Here is a 19396-nt window from a genome sequence, read left to right on the forward strand (position 1 = left end):
ATATGTTTATAACCATGTTGCCTAATACCGAGGTGCCTAAATGTTAGGTTCAAATCATCCCAGCCATGCTCAAAAGGCACTACTTTCAGAACGAATCAATAAACTGGTTCATGCACTTTCAGATGGGGTGTACGAAAGAGAACACACCATTAAGCTGTGTTTACTCGCTGCACTGTCTGGCGAAAGTGTTTTCCTACTCGGTCCTCCTGGAATCGCAAAAAGCCTTATCGCCAAACGCCTTATTCAAGCGTTTGATAACAGTTCCTACTTTGAATACCTGATGACACGTTTTTCCACACCTGAAGAGGTGTTCGGCCCCCTTAGCATTCAGGAATTGAAAGACAACGGAAAATACGTTCGCTTAACCAACGGTTATTTGCCTACGGCGCAAGTCGTTTTCTTAGATGAAATTTGGAAGGCAGGACCGGCGATATTGAATACTTTGCTAACGGTAGTGAACGAAAAAACCTTCAAGAATGGTAACGAAATAGAAAAAGTGCCGATGAGGCTACTGGTTTCTGCTTCGAACGAATTACCAGATGAAGACAGTGGATTAGAGGCGCTCTACGACCGGATGTTGGTTCGCGTGTTCGTTAACCGAATTCAAGACAAACAAAACTTCCGCTCCATGTTAACCGTAGGGACAGCGCAAGAAGCGCAAGTGCCAGAAGGCCTTGCCATTACTAACGATGAATATCATTTGTGGCTAGAAGAGCTTGATAAGCTCTCGTTATCCGAATCGTGCTTTGAAAAACTTTACCAATTGAAGTCGATGCTTGAACAGCGTGTCGATGAAGCGGTCGATATTTCTGAAACAGACATGTATGTGTCGGACAGGCGTTGGAAAAAAGCGGTTAAATTGTTGAAAGCCAGCGCGTATTTCAATGGGCGCGACACCATTAACCCACTGGATCTTTTATTACTTCAAGATTGTTTGTGGAACAGCCCAGATTCACGAGATGTCGTTGAAGAGGTTGTTCGTGAGTTCGCCATTCATTCCGCGTTTGATCAAGGCGTTATTAGCCAGCAGATTGAAACGTGTAAAGAAGAATTGGACGACATTCAGGAAGAGCTTGAAAGCCAATATGCGATGCACCTTTCAATGGATAGCACCGGCAAGTTGTTGAAAAAAGAAATCCACCATTTTGATACGAGCAATGCCAAGCGTTACCAAGTCGGTCGCGACTCTGGGCTCGTCAAATTGGCTCTCCTGCAAAGCAACATGTCTGTTTGGGAGGGAGAAAAAGGGAACACGCGTTGGGTTTACCTTTCTATGACAGAGTTAGAGCGTGTCATCAAAGAAGGGGGTGGTGATGCCTATGGTTACGTAAACCAAAATACCAACCTCGGACGGCTTAAGTTTGGTTTAGATGCCGATGAGCAACTCGTAGTTAAAGACATTGCCAATCGTTCGGTACTGGTGACTTTAGTGACGAAAGACGGGCTAGATAACAGCGTATTCGAAGAGTGGAGCGCGAAAGCCAGCCATGCCTTGGAACAACTTACTCACGCCGAACATCACCTGCTTCAGGTTAAATCTGATTTCCACGGCGCGTTACCGCACAGTTTTATCGACCCTGAATTGCCTACTCAAATGGAAGCCAGCATCCAATCTATTAGTCAGCGTTTAGAATCAACGAAAGCGCAGTGTGAGAAAAGTGCATTTCGGATTAAACACCTGAATGAGTATTTCGAGTAGGTTAGGGGTGAATCATGTTAGGAGCAGATAGCTTAAACCTCGCATTGATGATCGCAGAATCCGGTTTAATCGATACTGCGGTCAACGATCTGATGGCTCGATCTCAGGTAATGATGGTGGTCGATAATAACCGAGGTGTAAAAACCTCCATGAAAAACCACCTATTGAAATGGCGAGGTAAAGTTAAAAAGAAAATGACGAAGGTGTGTGAAACAGAGCACTTTCGTAATGAACTTGCCCTCTATCAAGAAGTCATTCATTGGACTGAGGATGAGTTTTTCCTAAAGATAAACGATGTGTTAAAACGCCTAGAGTGGCACTCGGCGTTTTATTTGCCCGCTAGGCGACTACTCGAAAAGAATAAAGGGGTGAATAACCCTATGTTCCCTCATTATTTTTGTGATCAGTGGTACAAAAGCTTGAGTGAAGCGCTGCAACAGGCGCAAGTAACCGAGCTGGAAGCTGATAAAGAAAAGCTACTGACTGACCTATATCAGCGCATAGAAACCATGAAAAATATGGATAAAGTGTCTGAATCCGGTGATGAAGGGCAAATCGGTAAGTTATGGGACATGGCGTCTGCCAAATTGTCGAAGTCCGACATTTCAACCATGAAGCACCACGCTGATTTTTTGAAGAAAAACGGCACGTTGCAAGAAATAGCAGAGCAACTTGGTCGAATGGCCAGTGAAGTGTCTGATCCCGATTTGAATAAAGCGCCAAATGAAGAGCTGAAAGTTGTAGAAGAGAAAAGCGACGAAGCAACGGACGATATCGTCGGCATTCACGAGAGTGACGATTTAAATAAGCTGTTGCCCAATGAAACGATGTTTCTGGCTTACCCTGAATTGGAAGTGATTTTCTATAAACATTTGATCGACAAGCGGCTATTGAACTACAAAACACAGGGTAAATCTCGCAAACTCCGTAAAGTCAGAGCAAAAACGCCAGACAACGCTCAGGTAGAGATAGAAAAAGGCCCGTTTATTATTTGTGTCGACGCTTCCGGTTCTATGAGCGGATTTCCTGAACAATGCGCAAAAGCGATGGCATATGCATTAATGCAAATAGCGCTAGCAGAGGGAAGAGAGTGCTATGTGATCATCTTCTCGACCGAGCAAATTACCTACGAATTAACCAGACAAGATGGCTTGCGTGAAGCTAGTGATTTTCTTTCTTACACGTTCCATGGCGGTACAGATATTGATCCGGTTATCGAAAAATCCATCGATCTGATGTCTACCGATAAATACCGCAATGCGGATCTGGTGGTTATTTCCGATTTCATCGCTCCTAAGCAGCCAGAGCATATTTTAGAAAAAGTAAATCAGTTAAAAGAAAAATCAAATCGCTTCCATGCCATTAGCTTATCTAAATATGGCAATCCGCAGTTGATGTCGATGTTCGATCATTGTTGGTCTTATCACCCCAATTTAGTGGGGCGAATGTTTAAGAAGTGGTAATAGGTCGCGCCTTTACGATTTTTGGGCAAATAGAGATCAAACCCTCATCGCTTTGCTTTATTAATCAGCAACCGAATGAAAAACATCAATTTTTGTTTGACTCCTGATGATGAATCCGTAAAGTGTGCATCGAACGCAACGGAGCCGAAGGCTTCAGCGATTCAATTGGCGCCTTGGCAGAGTGGCTATGCAGCGGATTGCAAATCCGTGGACCTCGGTTCGACTCCGGGAGGCGCCTCCATTCAAATTGAAAGATATGGTAAACATTACGATATCTTGATGGTGTCTTAACTCTTCAGTTAGCAGCATCGCAACAAGTTTGCGTGCCCTGGTGGTGGAATTGGTAGACACAAGGGATTTAAAATCCCTCGGCGTTCGCGCTGTGCCGGTTCAAGTCCGGCCCGGGGCACCATCATTTAATTTTGATAGCAAAATGGTATTGAGATTCAACATCTCGCCCTCGCGCTGACCGGCCGAAATGTCGGACCATCAATTCCAGCCCGGGGCACCATCGCTTTTAATTTTGATAGCAAAATGGTATTGAGATTTAATATCTCACTCTCGAGCTGACCGGCCGAAATGTCGGACCATCAATTCCGGCCCGGGGCACCATCATTTAATTTTGATAGCAAAATGGTATTGAGATTCAACATCTCGCCCTTGCGCTGACAGGCCGAAATGTCGGACCATCAATTCCGGCCCGAGGCACCATCATTTAATTTTGATAGTAAAAATGGTATCGAGATTCAATATCTCGCTCTCGAGCTGATCCGATTTATCCGTTATCAAAAAACCGCATAAAAAACAGAAAATGGCGCCTTGGCAGAGTGGCTATGCAGCGGATTGCAAATCCGTGGACCTCGGTTCGACTCCGGGAGGCGCCTCCATTATTTATTCTTCTGTTCCTATATACGTTACTACCCTGATTTAAAGCTTATACATTCTCGCACTGCGAGCAGGCAGCTCAAATGTGTGGTAACGAGAATCTACCGTCGTCTGAGCACCCGATAACGTATCGGTGTAGGGCATGTACCAATTAAATTCATGCTGGTATGTATCGACAGTCACATTACGAGACTCGCCACATTTATTAATGCCAACCACACCCACTTTTCCACGCTTAAACAGCAACGAGCACGTATCGCTATGCAGCATGGTCATTGATTGTCCTTGCATTGCATTATGAAAACGCAACATGTTCTTCATGGTGTTATTGTTCCACACGTTCTCCCAGCGACCATTGTCTCTGTCCTCATGATCAGGCAACTCATCACTGTAGATAAGTGGTGTTCCACCGTCTCTTCCTAATACGTAGGCATACGCGAGTTCTTCATCCTTTGGATCCATTATTTGATGGCGAAATCCGTCGTTGTTCGGAATATCGTGAGTTACGGTAAAGGTGATGGCTCGTGCCCCTTCCAACGCTTGTCCGTATGCGAGCGGATCGTGCAGCAAGTTCATGCTGCCATTAAACGAAAACGCTCTGCGTATCGAAGCAAATAGGGGGAAATCGTATGCCGAGTGATTGGTATCGTTCAGGTAGGGGGCTAAAAACCCATCGTAACCTGCATTTCCTCTGCCGCCATCGGTTATGACTTCGCCGAAAATGTGCATATCTGCCGTAATTTCAGGGGTGAATATTTGGTTTATGTGAAGTGGACTCATGTGCTTAACGGCATCAACCCGAAAGCCTTTGATCCCCATGTTTTTCAACGCTTGCAAGTACTGACGTTGTTGATTCACAACCCAGTGATTAGGTGTCAAATCGGGTAAGCCTGTGTCACCGTTCCCACCACACAAGCGCCAGTACTGAACGTGACCTGGGTTATTCCAATCGGTGATACACCCAGCTGGGTGAAAGTCGGAGGAGGAGTACTGGTTATCGCTTAGATTGCCAAACAAGGTTTGATTTTGATAGTAGGCGGATCGTGATGCATAGTCTTGCAAAACGTCACTACCGGGATAGTTCAGCCCATCGATTTTTAATGACTCGTTCGCCATGTGATTCATAACAACATCGGCGTAAACCGCTACCTGATGACGGTTAAGAGCATCAATCATTGCTTGGAGGTCTTGTTTGTTTCCAATAGGTGAGTCAATTACGCGAAAATCAAGAGGTTGGTAGCGAGCCCACCACTGATCTCCACGTGATTTCATAGCCGGAGAGATTAAAACCTTCTTATAACCCGCCTGTGCAATTTGTTCTGCCTTTGCGGTTACATCGGAGTATTTCCAGTTAAACGCATGGAGAATAGCTTCTGCGGAAGCGAATTGAGGTACGGCGAGGCTAGCCAAAGCCGCGATGGTTATTTTCGTTATTTTTTGCATAGGGTAGGTCTTTTATTGTTGGTGAATGCAAAAAGTTATATTCATAAATGTATAAGTAAAGATGCCTGAGATTTATACCTGAAAGGTCGTCAACATCTGTATGGGTAAAAAGTCCCAAATTGTGTGCTCGTTAGAATTTTGCTTAGACATTAGGGGAGAGATCAAATTAACACACATGTGACAATGTCACTCACTGTGATCGCAATGGTTATTGGAGCACTCAAGTTAGTCGGTCTTTCAGTCATCCCGCACTTTTGACATATATAGCTAGCAGGTGTTCGATAGACTTGTATTAACCCTATGAGACTATTATATTTTCTTCACTTTGACGTTATTTGAGTACTGTAAGGAATTAACGGCATGAAGAAACCGCAAAAACTCGCTCATGAGCTGAAGAAGCAAATCGAGCATAAAATCTGGCAGAGCGGTGAAAAAATTCCTTCAATACGAGAAACGTGTAAACGCTATGGTTTGAGTATTGAAACGGTTTTACAGGCCTATCAGCTACTTGAAAATCAAGGTTATGTAAAATCGAAACCGAAATCTGGTTACTTTGTTTTGCCTAGAAGAACGGTAGAAGTTCAAAGCCAAAATGAACGTAAAAAGCTTCAGCCTTTTCCTGTTAAAATCAGTGATCTTTTGTACGATGTGGTACAGAGGGCAAAAGACCCAAGTATTATTCCGCTCAGTTCTGCCTTTCCCGATCCAGCACTGTTTCCACACCAAGCATTATCCCGAAGCCTTGCCAGCGCCAGCAGGCAAATGCCAAGTAATAGCATGCTAACCAACCTACCGCCGGGGAGCGAATCTTTACGCAGGCAAATTGCCCAGCGATATCAGCATCGGGGGGTGAATGTATTACCCGACGATATTGTAATTACCTCGGGTGCAATGGAAGCGCTTAGCTTAAGTTTACAATCGTGCACAGAGCCAGGCGATCTGGTTGCCATCGAATATCCAGCGTTTTATGGCGCGTTACAAGCCATTGAAAGGTTAAATTTAACCGCTGTTGAAATCCCTACAGATGCGGTGAATGGTCTTGATTTAGGGGCTTTGGAATCTGCGCTTGCCACCATGGATATTAAAGCGTGTTGGTTTATGACACACGCTCAAAACCCCGTGGGTTTTAGCCTTTCTGAAGAGAAAAAGAGAGATCTCGCGACTCTCGTTGCCCGATATCAGGTCCCAATGATTGAAGATGATGTTTATGGCGAACTTTACAGCGGGACAACTGCACCATTACCCGCCAAAGCGTATGATGAATCCAATCAAATAATGCTGTGTGGTTCGTTTTCCAAATCCTTATCTCCGGGGTTTAGAATCGGTTGGGTGGTTGCTGGGGATCGGGCACTTTCCATTCAACGTTTACAGCATCTATCAACGTTATCCACCAGTATTCCTATTCAATTGGCGCTCTCTCATTATTTGACCTTCTACAACTACGACAATCATCTAAAAAAGTTGCGTAAAATACTCAACGAGCGCAAAAAAGCGTATATCAAAAGTTTAACTGAATCTCTTCCTAAGAGCGCGAAGGTTGTAGCGTCCGATGGTGGGTATTTTGTTTGGGTTGAACTAGAGCAGAAAGTGAATGTAGAAACAATGTATGAAGCCGCTTTGAAAGCCAATATTTCGATCGCTCCCGGGATCATTTTCAGTAGCGACAAATTATTCTGTCACCACCTAAGAATCAACACATCGTATCCATGTGACGATAGGGTTCTGGCGGCAGTCACTCAACTGGGTGTTTTGATTCAGGCATTATCGGACTCTGCGAGTGGATAGTGAGTCGGTGTGAATACGTTCCTACTCCCTTTATTGCCCAGCAAACTGTTCTATTTTTTGTTCCGTAATCTGTTCTAGTTAGAGAATCCTCCCTTATGTTGGAATAGCCCGTGAAATCGAGCGTCGATTTGCGAGCTTTCCAATTCTAATCGTCTTTTAAAGCAACCAAGTTGGCTCGGTAAAATGTTAGCTGATGTTTTGGAGCTTTAATGTTTGATGTTATAGAGCTATCGCGTTTGCAGTTCGCCTTAACTGCGATGTTTCACTTCCTATTTGTACCGCTTACCGTTGGTATGTCTTGCCTGCTCGCCATTATGGAATCCGTTTATGTGATGACCGGAAAAGTTATCTACAAAGACATGACTCAGTTCTGGGGAAAACTCTTTGGAATCAACTTTGCGCTGGGTGTTTCAACGGGGCTAACCATGGAGTTTCAATTTGGTACTAACTGGTCTTATTACTCACACTATGTCGGTGACATATTTGGCGCACCTCTGGCGATTGAAGCTTTAGTCGCCTTCTTTCTAGAATCTACATTCGTCGGGTTGTTCTTTTTTGGCTGGGATAGGCTAAGCAAACGTCAGCATCTGGTTGCGACTTGGCTGGTGGCTTTAGGGTCTAGCTTTTCAGCATTATGGATATTGGTTGCAAACGGGTGGATGCAAAACCCTGTTGGTTCAGAATTTAACTACACCACCATGAGAATGGAGATGGTGAGTTTTGCCGAAGTGGTACTAAATCCAGTGGCGCAGGTGAAATTTGTGCATACCGTCGCTTCCTCCTATACCTGCGGTGCAATGTTTATTCTTGGCATCAGTGCGTACTACTTGTTAAAGGGAAGGGATGTGGCGTTTGCGCGTCGCTCTTTTGCCATCGCTGCCTCATTTGGTATGGCTTCTATCGTTTCAGTGATCATTTTGGGTGATGAATCCGGATATGAATTGGGCGATGTTCAGAAAGTAAAGCTTGCCGCGATAGAAGCGGAATGGCACACGGAACCTGCACCCGCTGCGTTTACTTTAGTCGGTATTCCAGATCAAGAAAATATGCGTAACGACTACGCGATTAAAATTCCATACGTTATGGGGCTCATCACAACACGTTCACTGACAGAACAAGTAACGGGGCTCATTGATTTACGTGAAGAGCATGTCGAACGTATCCGCAATGGCATGCTGGCTTATGAGTTACTTGAAAAACTCAGGGCAGGCGATCAAACAGAGCATTCGCTAGAACAGTTTGATGCGCTGAAACGAGATTTAGGGTACGGGTTGCTCCTTAAGCGCTACACCGACAGGGTGTCCGACGCCAGTGAAGAGCAGATACAACTTGCAGCCGACGACTCGATTCCAACGGTTTGGCCACTGTTTTGGTCATTCAGAATTATGGTTGGGTGTGGATTCATTATGTTGTTTGTTTTTGGCATGGCTTTCTTGCAAACCTGCCGTCAAAAAATCACTCAAAAGCCTTGGGTATTGAAAGCGGCGTTGTTCAGTATTCCACTGCCATGGGTAGCAATTGAAGCAGGCTGGTTTGTTGCGGAATATGGCCGACAACCTTGGGCAGTTGGCGAGATTCTTCCTGTTGATGTGGCGGCCTCTGCCTTACCTATTTCGGATTTGATCTTCTCTTTAGCTGTGATACTCGCGCTGTATACCGTATTTATGATTGTTGAAGCCTATTTGATGGTGAAGGTGGCACGAAAAGGACCAAGCAGCTTAAAGACAGGGCGATATCACTATGAAAACCAGCAAGAAGATGTTCAAGCCCACATTTCTAAGCAAGTGATGGCGTAAAGGAGAATAAAGATGTTTGATTACGATACGCTTCGACTCATTTGGTGGGCATTAATTGGTGTTTTGCTCATCGGTTTTATGATCACCGACGGTTTTGATATGGGGGTAGGAGCACTATTGCCACTTGTTGGGCGCACGAATAATGAACGCCGAGTAATGATTAACTCTATTGCCCCACATTGGGACGGTAATCAAGTTTGGCTTATTACCGCAGGTGGCGCGCTATTTGCGGCTTGGCCCTTGGTTTACGCCACGTCCTTTTCGAGCTTTTACGTAGCGATGTACATCACATTAATTGCACTGTGGTTTCGCCCTTTAGCATTGGAGTATCGCGCAAAAATTGAAAGTGATACTTGGCGTCGTAACTGCGATATCGCCATTTGTTTCTCGGGCACTGTCCCTCCCATTATGTTTGGTGTCGCGTTTGGCAACCTTATCCAAGGTATTCCATTTCAATTGAACGCCCTTCTTATGCCGAGTTATCACGGGACTTTTTTCGAATTGCTTAACCCGTTTGCCTTATTGTGTGGTGTTGTTGGCATCCTAATGGCGCTGATGCAAGGCTCCGCGTGGTTATCGATGAAAACCGCTGGGGAAGTGTATACACGAGCCAACACGATCTCCAAATGGGTTGGCGTCGTTTTGGCGCTGTGTTTTGTTGCTGGAGGCTGGATGTTAACAAAGGTTAACGGCTACGAAATAGCGGGGCAGCTAGGTGTAAATGCAGATTCAAACCCATTAATAAAATCAGTGGTTCAAGGCGAAGGGTTATGGTTCAAAAATTATGTTTTGTACCCAGCGTTTTGGATAGCGCCTATCTTAGGTATTGCTTTACCCTTACTTGCGAGCATTATGTCTGGCTTTTCTAAAAATGGCTGGGCGTTTTTGTTTAGCAGCCTTGCCAATGCCGCCATCATCGCAACAGCCGGTTGTACGATGTTTCCCTTTATCATTCCTTCCAGCCACAGCCCTAATCACAGCTTAACGTTATTGGATTCAACATCAAGCGAACTTACATTGAATGCGATGACCATTGTGGCGTTCGTTATGGTGCCTACCATTCTTTGTTATACAGCATGGAGTTACTACAAAATGTTTGGTCGATTGGATACCCAATTTGTCGAAAATAACAGTCGGTCGTTGTACTAGGAGAGAAAGTATGTGGTATTTCGTATGGATTTTGGGGCTACTGCTTGCGGCAGCGTTTGGCATTATTAACGCACTTTGGCTTGAATACTCCGATTCGTTGGATTCTGACGTTCACGACTAGGACGCGCAGACTCTAACGCCTTCAAAATTTAGCTCAGTAGTGTGTTGCTCGACTAACAAGACACTTACTGGGCTTCTAATTCAAAGTTTAAACCTTATGGTATCGAGTTTATTAGGGAAGAAATACACGAGCTCAACCATCACAATTGGAGGTTTTCCGAGGCGCTCAAATTGGCTCGAATGGGTCTGCGCATTCGAAAAAAGAACAACAGCCCCTAGTAAGTAGTCTTGCATAATTACACTAATTGTCAGTTTATTAATTGATATATACGTAAATTAGTTATTTAAATGAAATATTGTTACACATTGATGATTGGTTAAATGTTGGTCTTAACACGTTGTTGTTAAAGGTTGTAGAGTGATATTTCAATTAGATTGATGGATCTTTATCCGTTTGATCTACCACTTTAGGGTAGTTTGAAATCGTAATTGATTTACATCATGTCTTCATATTCGTTCACAATTAAGAATAAGCTCAGTTAAGAATAAAAACCGTCAGGAAGTCTTATGAGCAAGTTGAAGCTAGTCGTAATAGGGAATGGCATGGTCGGCCATCGCTATATCGAAGATTTAGTCGACAAAACGGACGTGTCTGAATTAGACATTACTGTGTTTTGTGAAGAACCCCGCGTCGCTTACGACCGAGTCCACTTATCGTCTTATTTCTCTCACCATACTGCGGACGAGCTTTCGTTAGTAAAAGAAGGCTTCTACGAAAAACACGGTATTAACATGCTGATCGGTGAGCGAGTTATCAACGTTAACCGTGAAAAACAAATGGTGTATTCAAGCACCGGTCGCGAAATCCAATACGACAAGTTGGTTCTTGCTACTGGTTCTTTTCCGTTTGTTCCACCAATTAAAGGTAACGAAAATAAAGATTGCTTTGTTTACCGCACCATTGAAGATCTAAAAGAAATCGAAGCTTGTGCTAAGAAAAGCAAAAGTGGTGTGGTTATCGGCGGTGGTTTACTTGGCTTAGAAGCGGCAGGTGCACTAAAAGCTCTAGGCGTTGAAACGCATGTAGTGGAATTTGCCCCTGTTCTAATGGCGGAGCAACTTGATTTACAAGGCGGATTACAGCTGCGTAACAAAATCGAACGGATGGGCGTTCGAGTACATACCAGTAAAAACACCCAAGAAATTGCACCAGAAGGCGTCGACGCTCGCAACGTAATGCGTTTTGCCGACGACACTGAACTAGAAACCGATTTTATTGTGTTCTCCGCAGGTATCCGCCCGCAAGACAAACTTGCCCGTCAAATGGGGTTAGGCGTAGCGCCGCGTGGTGGTATCGAAATCAATGACCGCTGCCAAACAACCGACCAAAACATTTACGCAATAGGCGAATGTGCTTCTTGGAATCAGACTTTCTACGGTCTAGTAGCTCCGGGTTACAAAATGGCAACCGTCGCTGTCGATCACTTATTGGGTAACGAAAGCCAGTTTGAAGGTGCTGACATGAGCGCCAAGCTTAAACTGTTGGGCGTGAAAGTGGGCTCCATTGGCGATGCTAACGGGCGTACACCGGGTTCGAAAAGCTACGTTTACCAAAACGAAGAAGACGAAGTATACAAGCGTATTACCGTTTCAGAAGACGGCAAAAAGCTGCTAGGTGCTGTGCTCGTTGGCGACACATCTGACTATGGTGATCTACTTCAGCTGAAACTGAATGAAATTGACCTACCTGAACACCCAGATACATTAATTCTTCCTGCTCATGCAGGGGCAGAAAAACCCTCTTTAGGCGCAGATTCATTGCCTGAAACGGCGGTTATCTGTTCTTGTTTCGATGTGACCAAAGGCAAAATTGCCACGGCAGTTGCAGAAGGGCATCACACTCTGGCGGACATCAAAGCCGTTACGGGTGCAGGAACAGGGTGTGGGGGTTGTATTCCGCTGGTTACTTCCGTTCTAAACGCGGAACTGGCGAAATCTGGCATTGAAGTGAAAAGTGATATTTGTGAACACTTTGCTTATTCACGCCAAGAACTCTTCCACTTGATTCGCATTGAAGAAATTAAAACGTACGACGAATTACTAGAAAAACACGGCAAAGGGTACGGCTGTGAAGTGTGTAAACCTGCGGTGGGTTCTATCTTGGCATCGTGCTGGGGAGAACACATTCTTAAACCGCAATTGGTCAAATTGCACGATACCAACGACAACTTCCTTGGAAACATCCAAAAAGACGGTACTTACTCGGTTATTCCTAGAATGGCGGGTGGTGAAGTCACACCAAAAGCACTAGCGGCGCTGGCTCAGGTAGGCGAAGAATACAACTTATACACCAAAGTGACAGGTGCGCAGCGTATCGGTTTGTTTGGTGCACAAAAAGACGATCTTCCCGAGATCTGGCGCAAGCTGATTAACGCCGGTTTTGAAACAGGTCAGGCGTATGCGAAAGCACTCCGCATGGCGAAAACGTGTGTGGGCTCGACATGGTGTCGCTATGGTGTACAGGATTCTGTCGGTTTAGGTTCGCGTATCGAAAATCGCTACAAAGGCATTCGTACTCCACACAAAATGAAGTTTGGTGTGTCAGGGTGTACCCGTGAATGTGCAGAAGCACAAGGTAAAGACTTGGGTATCATCGCGACGGATGCTGGTTGGAACATGTATGTGTGTGGTAATGGCGGTATGAAGCCAAGACACGCAGACCTACTCGCCATGGACTTAGATGAAGAGACGCTGATCCGTTACATCGACCGATTCATGATGTTCTACATTCGAACGTCTGCGCCGCTTCAGCGTACCTCTGTGTGGCTAGACAATCTAGAAGGTGGTGTGGATTACCTAAGAGAAGTTATTGTCGATGACAAGCTAGGTCTTAACGACCAGTTAGAAGCAGACATTGCCAAGTTGGTTTCGGAATTCCGTTGCGAATGGACGGATACGATTAATGACGAAAATCAACTTAAGCGTTTCTCTCATTTCATTAACTCCGATAAGCGAGATGACAACGTATTGTTTGTCCCAGAGCGTGAGCAACATCGACCTGCAACGTTTACTGAAAAACATCCCGATGCGAAAGGCGACATCTTGCATGTGGAACTGGAGGGGTAATCATGACGAAAGGTAAAGCTCAAATGTTTGAACAAATTTGCGACATCAACGACATCGTACCCGGCACAGGCGTTTGTGCATTAGTGAGCGGGCAGCAAGTGGCGGTTTTTCGCCCTACAGAAGAAGAGGCAGTATTTGCCATCAGCAATACCGACCCTTTCGCGCAATCTAATGTGTTGTCACGTGGTTTGATAGGGGAGCATAAAGGGGAGTTATGGGTAGCAAGCCCTCTCAAGAAGCAACACTTCAACCTAGCGACAGGTGTTTGTATGGAAGATGAGCGTTTTAACGTGAAATCTTATCAAGCGCGAGTTAATAGTGGCATTGTTGAAATTTCCGCTTAAACTGCGTCGCGCTTCCAGAATCCAAACGGGATTCAAGCCTACAGAAATTTAATAGCAAAAAGGTTTCCCGCTCTCCAGCACGGTAAGAGAGCGAGGAAGTGCGGGGAGCCTTTGTCTATTCAATTTTAATTTTTAACTTTCTTAGGGAATAAGGTCGATTATGTCTTACGTAAAACCTGCTGAATTCGTTCAAACTATGATTGATGCTGGCGAAAGCAAAGTGTTCATGTCTACGCGTGATACGCTTATTCGCGGGATCATGGCTGGCGCTGTATTGGCAATTGCCGTTGCCGTAGCGATTACCGCTGCAGTACAAACGGGTATTCCAATTGTTGGCGCGTTGGTGTTCCCCGTCGGTTTTTGTATCTTAAACTTAATGGGTTTTGATTTGCTGACGGGCGTATTTGCTTTGGCACCGTTGGCATTATTCGAGAAACGCCCAGGCGTAACCAAAGCGGGTATACTGCGTAACTGGTTGCTTGTCGGCTTAGGTAACCTAATTGGCGCTTTGTCTGTTGCTTTCCTTGTTGCACTTACCTTCACAATGAACTTCAGCATGGATCCTGGAGCAGTGGGGCAAGCGTTTATCAAAGCATCGACCTCTCGTACTCTTGGCTTTGCAGAACATGGTATGGATGGCTGGATCACCGTTTTTGTTAAAGGCATTCTGTGTAACTGGATGGTATCGCTAGGCGTTGTTGGGGCGATGGTTTCTAAATCCGTGAGCGGTAAAGTTCTGGCAATGTGGTTCCCAATTTTCATTTTCTTTGGCCTAGTATTCGAACACGCTGTAGTAAATATGTACCTATTCCCACTTGGCATGATGCTTGGTGCAGAGTTCACCATTACGGATTGGTTAGTATGGAACCAAATTCCAGTGACCTTGGGGAACTTAGTCGGTGGTCTTCTTATCACGGGTATGAGCCTTTACGTGACTCACGCGAAAACACTTCCAGCTCGCAACGCTAAATAAACCATCATTGAGCTCCTTACGAGGGGCTCATTTTCTTTTCTCTTTTTTCTTTTTCTGATGTCATCAATAGAGCTGCCTATGTCTTCTTCTCCAATTGCTATTGCTGAAAAAACGGTTATCGCTGAAAAAACAGCTGAGTTGTCTGATAAAAAACGTGTTTCTGCAGAAAACGGATTTGTTTCGTTGGTTGGTGCAGGTCCCGGCGATCCAGATTTACTCACAATGAAAGGGTATCGTGTTATTCAGCAAGCGGAAGTGGTGGTGTATGACCGCTTGGTATCAAAGGAGATATTAGCGTTAGCAAATGAAAATGCAGAAATGATTTACGTAGGTAAAAAGCTGGATTACCACTGTGTGCCTCAGGATCAAATCAACCAAATCCTAGTGGATAAAGCGAATGAAGGAAAACGCGTGGTTCGCTTAAAAGGCGGCGACTCGTTCATTTTTGGTCGCGGTGGAGAAGAGCTTGAAACACTGGCAGAAAATGACGTTTCTTTTGAAGTGGTTCCGGGTATTACCGCTGCTGCTGGCGCAACCAGTTACGCGGGTATACCACTCACTCATCGAGACTACGCTCAGAGCGTTCAGTTTATTACGGGTCACATTCAAAAGGACGGCCAAGAAATTCAGTGGGATTCACTTACCCAATCCAACAATACGTTGGTGTTTTATATGGGCTTAAAGCAAAGCGGCAATATCGCGAACAATCTGATCACTCATGGGCTTTCAGAAGATACGTCGTGCGCTATCATCCAAAAAGGCACCACGAGAGATCAAAAAGTGTGGGTATGTTCATTAAAAGAACTCCCTAGCGTAGCAAAGCAAGCAGAAAGCCCATCGTTGATCGTTGTCGGGGAAGTCACCCAGCTTCACCACAAACTGAAGTGGTGTTAACAATTTTCACTGGGCTCAGCACTATACGCTTTTTGTAGAAGTGAAATGAGTGATTCTGATTGACTGAACCTTTTGGTTTCAATCATAGAAACAGCGATACCTGAAGTCCAAGAGTTCATCACTGCGGCACCATCGAGCTGCTGTAAGCGTTCAAGCGTTATTGTTTCGCTACGTTGTGGAATTTTAAGCAGTTCGAGTTGCCTTTGAATCATCTGCATCATCGTCCCTTTTAACATGTCGGCTTGTGGCCAAATAACGGTTTCACCATCCCAAAAAACGAGATTCCAAATCGTCCCTTCACTCAAATGACCATACTTGTTTATAAAAATGGCATCATCAAATCCGCGCCGTGTAGCTTGGTGTAAATAATACGTTTTTGCTATTTCTCCCACATGTTTAATTTCAGCGAGCGGTCTTTCATAATTCACCGTTGCCAATCGAAGTGGACCGCTGGGACCGTTCGAAGGTGAACCCGTGCGAATGAGCACCTTAGGTAGAACATCCATACTGTCTGTTGTAAATTCTCCTTCCACTGAATACACCGTGATGGTGAGTGATTGATCCGCAGGTCCATTCTCTATCGCAGTTCGAACGTAAGAGCGTATAAGCCTATCTGGTACTGTTTTTCCAAAAAGTTCGATTGAAGCCTTATGCAATCGATTCAAATGCAAGTCCAATGCTTTAACCATTCTGTTGCGGACTTGAAGTGCCGTAAAATGTGCAAAGCCAGAAAATGCCAACCTTGTTATTTCAGAACTTGGTACTGATTGCTCGTTCATTAGAGTTTGTTCAGCGATTATGTGTTTTGTCATGATGTAAGGTCCTAATTGAACTAATGTTTTAGAGCGATTAGCATAAACCCTCACAGTAGTGTGAGGGTCAAGGAGGAAATGTGAAGATTGGTGAATTATCCAAGCAAACAGGAGTAAGTATCCGAATGCTGCGTTATTACGAAGAACATGGATTGCTTAAACCTAATCGAACTCATGCTGGGTATCGTGACTTTGATTTGAAAGAAATCCGCACAATTGCAAGGATCAAACTTTTAAGCAGTGCTGGTATGAATTTGAATACCATTCTGCAATTTTTGCCTTGTATCCGTGGTGATGAACCCGTTTTTGAACCTTGTGACGAACTGAGGTTATTGTTGCGAGAACAAATTCGAATTTCGGATAAGAAAGCAGCGGAGTTGGCTGAAAGCCAGAAAATATTGAAGAGTTTCCTGCATCAAATTGAAAATAGCCCCATTTAATTGAGTTACATTTTTAATGTGGTTTACATGATTTCTACGAAGTTTAGTGGTTGCTATTATTAAACATCGGCCAGTTACAACAACCTTGTAACTGGTCTTTTCGGTTTTTCTGTATACGACTTGGATAGAATCTGACCGAACAAACAGGAATTTCAAATTTACCGTTGACTGAAAACAGAATTACGATAAAGTACACCTCGTCTTCAGCGCTTAAGGTGCTGAAAAATAGAAACAGTTAAATCGTTTCTATGATGGTGTCTTACTTCTTCAGTAAACAGCATCGCAAGAATATTGCGTTGCCCTGGTGGTGGAATTGGTAGACACAAGGGATTTAAAATCCCTCGGCGTTCGCGCTGTGCCGGTTCAAGTCCGGCCCGGGGCACCATCAATATGATATTTTTAGTGAACTGTTATTGAGATTCATAATCTCAGCGCTCGAACTGACCGGCCGAAATGTCGGACCATCAATTCCAGCCGGGGCACCATCAATATTTCGTTTTACCCTGTTGAACTGTTCATTCAGAACACGTTCTTCAAATTAGAAAATGGCGCCTTGGCAGAGTGGCTATGCAGCGGATTGCAAATCCGTGGACCTCGGTTCGACTCCGGGAGGCGCCTCCATTTTCTTGTTTTCTCTTACTTTGTAGTTTTCCCCTAAAGAACCTCCCATCGTTAAAAAACTCAGACCCTATTGATTAAGCGTTATTTTGTAGCGTTAGCTCACATCATTAAACACACACGTTATTTCCATTCTTTGAATCAGTTACTGGTATTGCTAGAGTTAATAAAATACATATTTATTTTATCAATAGGCCAGCCATGCAAATGCGTTTTTTGCTCCTGCTCACTGTTATGTTGTCAGGTTTTGCCAGTGCAGAAACTCCCCAGAAGTACTCCGAATCCGATCTGTTAGATAGGCCATTAATGGAGCGCTATATTTTGGATGAATTGAAAGCGCTAAGATCAGAACAGCAATCGCTAGAAAAAAGACTCACTGTTCAGTTTACCGAAAGAGAGTTGCAAGTAGCCGACAAGTCGTTGAATTACGCAAATGTCACCGTAACGTATTTCTTCTACATCATTGCGGGTGTTGCTTCGCTTATTGCGCTTGTGGGTTGGCAATCGCTTAGGGAGTTTAAAAACAACACCCAAGAAATGGCCGATAAGCGCTTGGACGATATCGCGCTGGAGTATGAGAAGAAATTCCTTGAACTTGAAAGAGACTTAAAACGCAAGACGCGCATTATTAGTCAGAATAACAAAGATATAGAAGTGATAAACGAGATCCACAACTTGTGGCTAAGGGCACAAAGCATGCCGACGCCAGAGCAAAGAATGGAGGTTTATGATGAAATATTGCGTATTCGCCCCGGCGATTTAGAAGCCATGACATACAAAGCCGATGCTGCAATGGAAATTCGTGAATACCACTGGGCATTAAGCTTATGTAATCGCGTTTTGGATTTGGACGAATTAAATGGTCCAGCACTGTATCAACGAGCCTGTGCGTATTCTCGTTTAGGTGCAGAAGAGCAAGCGATAGAAGACTTGGAAAAAGCCATTCAATCCAGCCCATCAGTTCGGGATCATATCTATGAAGAAAAAGATTTCGAACCCTTACGCGGCAACCCACGTTTCGACGATCTTATCTCGTAATTCTGTCCGTCACCTATGCCCAAGTCACCTAAAGATGCTTGGGTATAGGGAGCTTGTAAGGTTAGGCTGGCTCTTCTATCGGCTTAGTTGCTCTTGGAATCGCCATTGGCGTTTGTGTTTCTGGATCTTGAATAATACGCGCGTTTAGGTTGAATACCTCGCTAAGCATACTTTCAGTAAACACGGTGTTAGGCGAGCCTTGGGCGTACAAATCGCCCGCTTTTAGAATGATGAGTTCATCGGCATAACGGCACGCTTGGCTAAGATCGTGAAGTACCACAACAACGGTTTTTCCTTGTTTTACAAGCCTTTCCATTAAGTCGAGTAGCTCGTATTGGTGTGACAAGTCCAGATACGTCGTCGGTTCATCAAGCAAAATGATATCCGTATTTTGTGCCAATACCATGGCAATCCAAACTCGCTGTCGTTGACCTCCTGAAAGTTCATCAACCCTTCTCGTTGCCAATTCGGTTACGCCTGTGGTTTCCATTGCCTCATCTACCGCTTGCTTGTCTGCGACTGAAAGCCTCCCCATGGCGTTGAGATAAGGAGCGCGGCCATATCCCACTAACTCTTTTACTGTAATGCCTTCAGGAATAATTGGAGTTTGGGGTAGGAGAGAAACCTGAGCGGCGTATTCTTTATCCTTAAAACCTTGAACTGGTTTGTCGCCATAAAGAAAAACATCCCCTTTAGAAGGCTTAAGTAACCGAACAAGTGATTTTAAAAAGGTCGATTTACCACAGCCATTTGGGCCAATCAGCGCCGTCATTTTTCCTTTTTGAATAGAGGTGCTGAGTGACTCGATAATGATGTTTTGTTGGTATTTTAATTCCAGGTTGTTTACGCGGAACGCAGTAGATTGATTCAT

The 19396-nt window shown here is 44.5% G+C and carries 15 protein-coding genes and 5 tRNA genes; 17 read left to right on the top strand and 3 right to left on the bottom strand.

Annotated features, from left to right (window positions below; translation table 11 throughout):
- Nucleotides 1–40 precede the first annotated feature (40 nt).
- The 5 genes from CW749_RS20750 to CW749_RS20770 all read left to right on the top strand — a co-directional run bounded on the left by CW749_RS20750 (nt 41) and on the right by CW749_RS20770 (nt 4049).
- Nucleotides 41–1699 carry an ATPase RavA domain-containing protein gene (locus tag CW749_RS20750; protein ID WP_101114305.1) on the top strand — a complete coding sequence of 553 codons (1659 nt, stop codon included), beginning with the start codon at nt 41–43 and terminating at the stop codon, nt 1697–1699.
- 14 nt (nt 1700–1713) lie between these two features.
- Nucleotides 1714–3162 carry an ATPase RavA stimulator ViaA gene (viaA, locus tag CW749_RS20755; RefSeq protein WP_101114306.1) on the top strand — a complete coding sequence of 483 codons (1449 nt, stop codon included), beginning with the start codon at nt 1714–1716 and terminating at the stop codon, nt 3160–3162.
- A gap of 167 nt (nt 3163–3329) precedes the next feature.
- Nucleotides 3330–3403: transfer RNA gene (locus tag CW749_RS20760), tRNA-Cys, on the top strand.
- A gap of 84 nt (nt 3404–3487) precedes the next feature.
- Nucleotides 3488–3574, top strand: a tRNA-Leu gene (locus CW749_RS20765).
- A gap of 401 nt (nt 3575–3975) precedes the next feature.
- Nucleotides 3976–4049, top strand: a tRNA-Cys gene (locus CW749_RS20770).
- 40 nt (nt 4050–4089) lie between these two features.
- On the opposite strand, the gene CW749_RS20775 is transcribed toward CW749_RS20770, so the two are convergent.
- Complete coding sequence (locus CW749_RS20775; RefSeq protein WP_101114307.1) at nt 4090–5490, bottom strand: alpha-amylase family protein; 1401 nt, start codon at nt 5488–5490, stop codon at nt 4090–4092.
- Nucleotides 5491–5850: 360 nt separating this feature from the next.
- Here CW749_RS20775 and CW749_RS20780 point away from each other — a divergent pair, with 360 nt between their 5' ends.
- From CW749_RS20780 to cobA, 8 genes are all read left to right on the top strand, one after another.
- Nucleotides 5851–7275 carry a PLP-dependent aminotransferase family protein gene (locus CW749_RS20780; protein WP_101114308.1) on the top strand — a complete coding sequence of 475 codons (1425 nt, stop codon included), beginning with the start codon at nt 5851–5853 and terminating at the stop codon, nt 7273–7275.
- Between the two features lie 209 nt (nt 7276–7484).
- The gene (locus CW749_RS20785; protein ID WP_101114309.1) at nt 7485–9071 is read left to right on the top strand and encodes a cytochrome ubiquinol oxidase subunit I; all 1587 of its coding nucleotides are present in this window, start codon (nt 7485–7487) and stop codon (nt 9069–9071) included.
- Nucleotides 9072–9083: 12 nt separating this feature from the next.
- Nucleotides 9084–10220, top strand: a complete 1137-nt coding sequence (gene cydB / locus CW749_RS20790; RefSeq protein ID WP_101114310.1) for a cytochrome d ubiquinol oxidase subunit II — start codon at nt 9084–9086, stop codon at nt 10218–10220.
- A gap of 10 nt (nt 10221–10230) precedes the next feature.
- A complete protein-coding gene (cydX, locus tag CW749_RS20795) occupies nt 10231–10341 on the top strand; it encodes a cytochrome bd-I oxidase subunit CydX (protein ID WP_101114311.1) in 111 nt (36 codons plus the stop codon).
- A 506-nt stretch (nt 10342–10847) separates the two neighbouring features.
- The gene (gene nirB, locus CW749_RS20800; RefSeq protein ID WP_101114312.1) at nt 10848–13406 is read left to right on the top strand and encodes a nitrite reductase large subunit NirB; all 2559 of its coding nucleotides are present in this window, start codon (nt 10848–10850) and stop codon (nt 13404–13406) included.
- A gap of 2 nt (nt 13407–13408) precedes the next feature.
- Nucleotides 13409–13750, top strand: a complete 342-nt coding sequence (nirD, locus tag CW749_RS20805; RefSeq protein WP_224055891.1) for a nitrite reductase small subunit NirD — start codon at nt 13409–13411, stop codon at nt 13748–13750.
- 160 nt (nt 13751–13910) lie between these two features.
- Nucleotides 13911–14723, top strand: coding sequence for a formate/nitrite transporter family protein (locus CW749_RS20810; protein ID WP_101114313.1), 813 nt, complete (start codon nt 13911–13913; stop codon nt 14721–14723).
- A gap of 78 nt (nt 14724–14801) precedes the next feature.
- Nucleotides 14802–15617 (top strand): uroporphyrinogen-III C-methyltransferase, encoded by an 816-nt coding sequence (cobA, locus tag CW749_RS20815; protein ID WP_101114314.1) that lies wholly within the window; start codon nt 14802–14804, stop codon nt 15615–15617.
- Here the strand turns inward: cobA and CW749_RS20820 are convergent.
- The gene (locus tag CW749_RS20820; protein WP_101114315.1) at nt 15614–16429 is read right to left on the bottom strand and encodes an aminotransferase class IV family protein; all 816 of its coding nucleotides are present in this window, start codon (nt 16427–16429) and stop codon (nt 15614–15616) included. The genes cobA and CW749_RS20820 overlap by 4 nt on opposite strands.
- An 80-nt stretch (nt 16430–16509) precedes the next feature.
- Here CW749_RS20820 and CW749_RS20825 point away from each other — a divergent pair, with 80 nt between their 5' ends.
- The 4 genes from CW749_RS20825 (at nt 16510) to CW749_RS20840 (ending at nt 18525) form a co-directional block, all read left to right on the top strand.
- A complete protein-coding gene (locus CW749_RS20825) occupies nt 16510–16869 on the top strand; it encodes a MerR family transcriptional regulator (RefSeq protein ID WP_101114316.1) in 360 nt (119 codons plus the stop codon).
- 298 nt (nt 16870–17167) lie between these two features.
- A tRNA-Leu gene (locus CW749_RS20830) sits at nt 17168–17254 on the top strand.
- Between the two features lie 162 nt (nt 17255–17416).
- Nucleotides 17417–17490: transfer RNA gene (locus CW749_RS20835), tRNA-Cys, on the top strand.
- A gap of 204 nt (nt 17491–17694) precedes the next feature.
- Nucleotides 17695–18525: a tetratricopeptide repeat protein gene (locus CW749_RS20840; RefSeq protein ID WP_101114465.1), complete on the top strand. Its 831-nt coding sequence runs from the start codon at nt 17695–17697 to the stop codon at nt 18523–18525.
- 61 nt (nt 18526–18586) lie between these two features.
- Here the strand turns inward: CW749_RS20840 and CW749_RS20845 are convergent, their stop codons facing one another.
- Entirely contained in the window at nt 18587–19396 is an 810-nt protein-coding gene (locus tag CW749_RS20845) for an ATP-binding cassette domain-containing protein (protein ID WP_101114317.1), read from the bottom strand.

This window comes from Vibrio sp. vnigr-6D03 (assembly GCF_002835515.1).
In the GTDB taxonomy this organism is placed as follows: domain Bacteria; phylum Pseudomonadota; class Gammaproteobacteria; order Enterobacterales; family Vibrionaceae; genus Vibrio; species Vibrio penaeicida.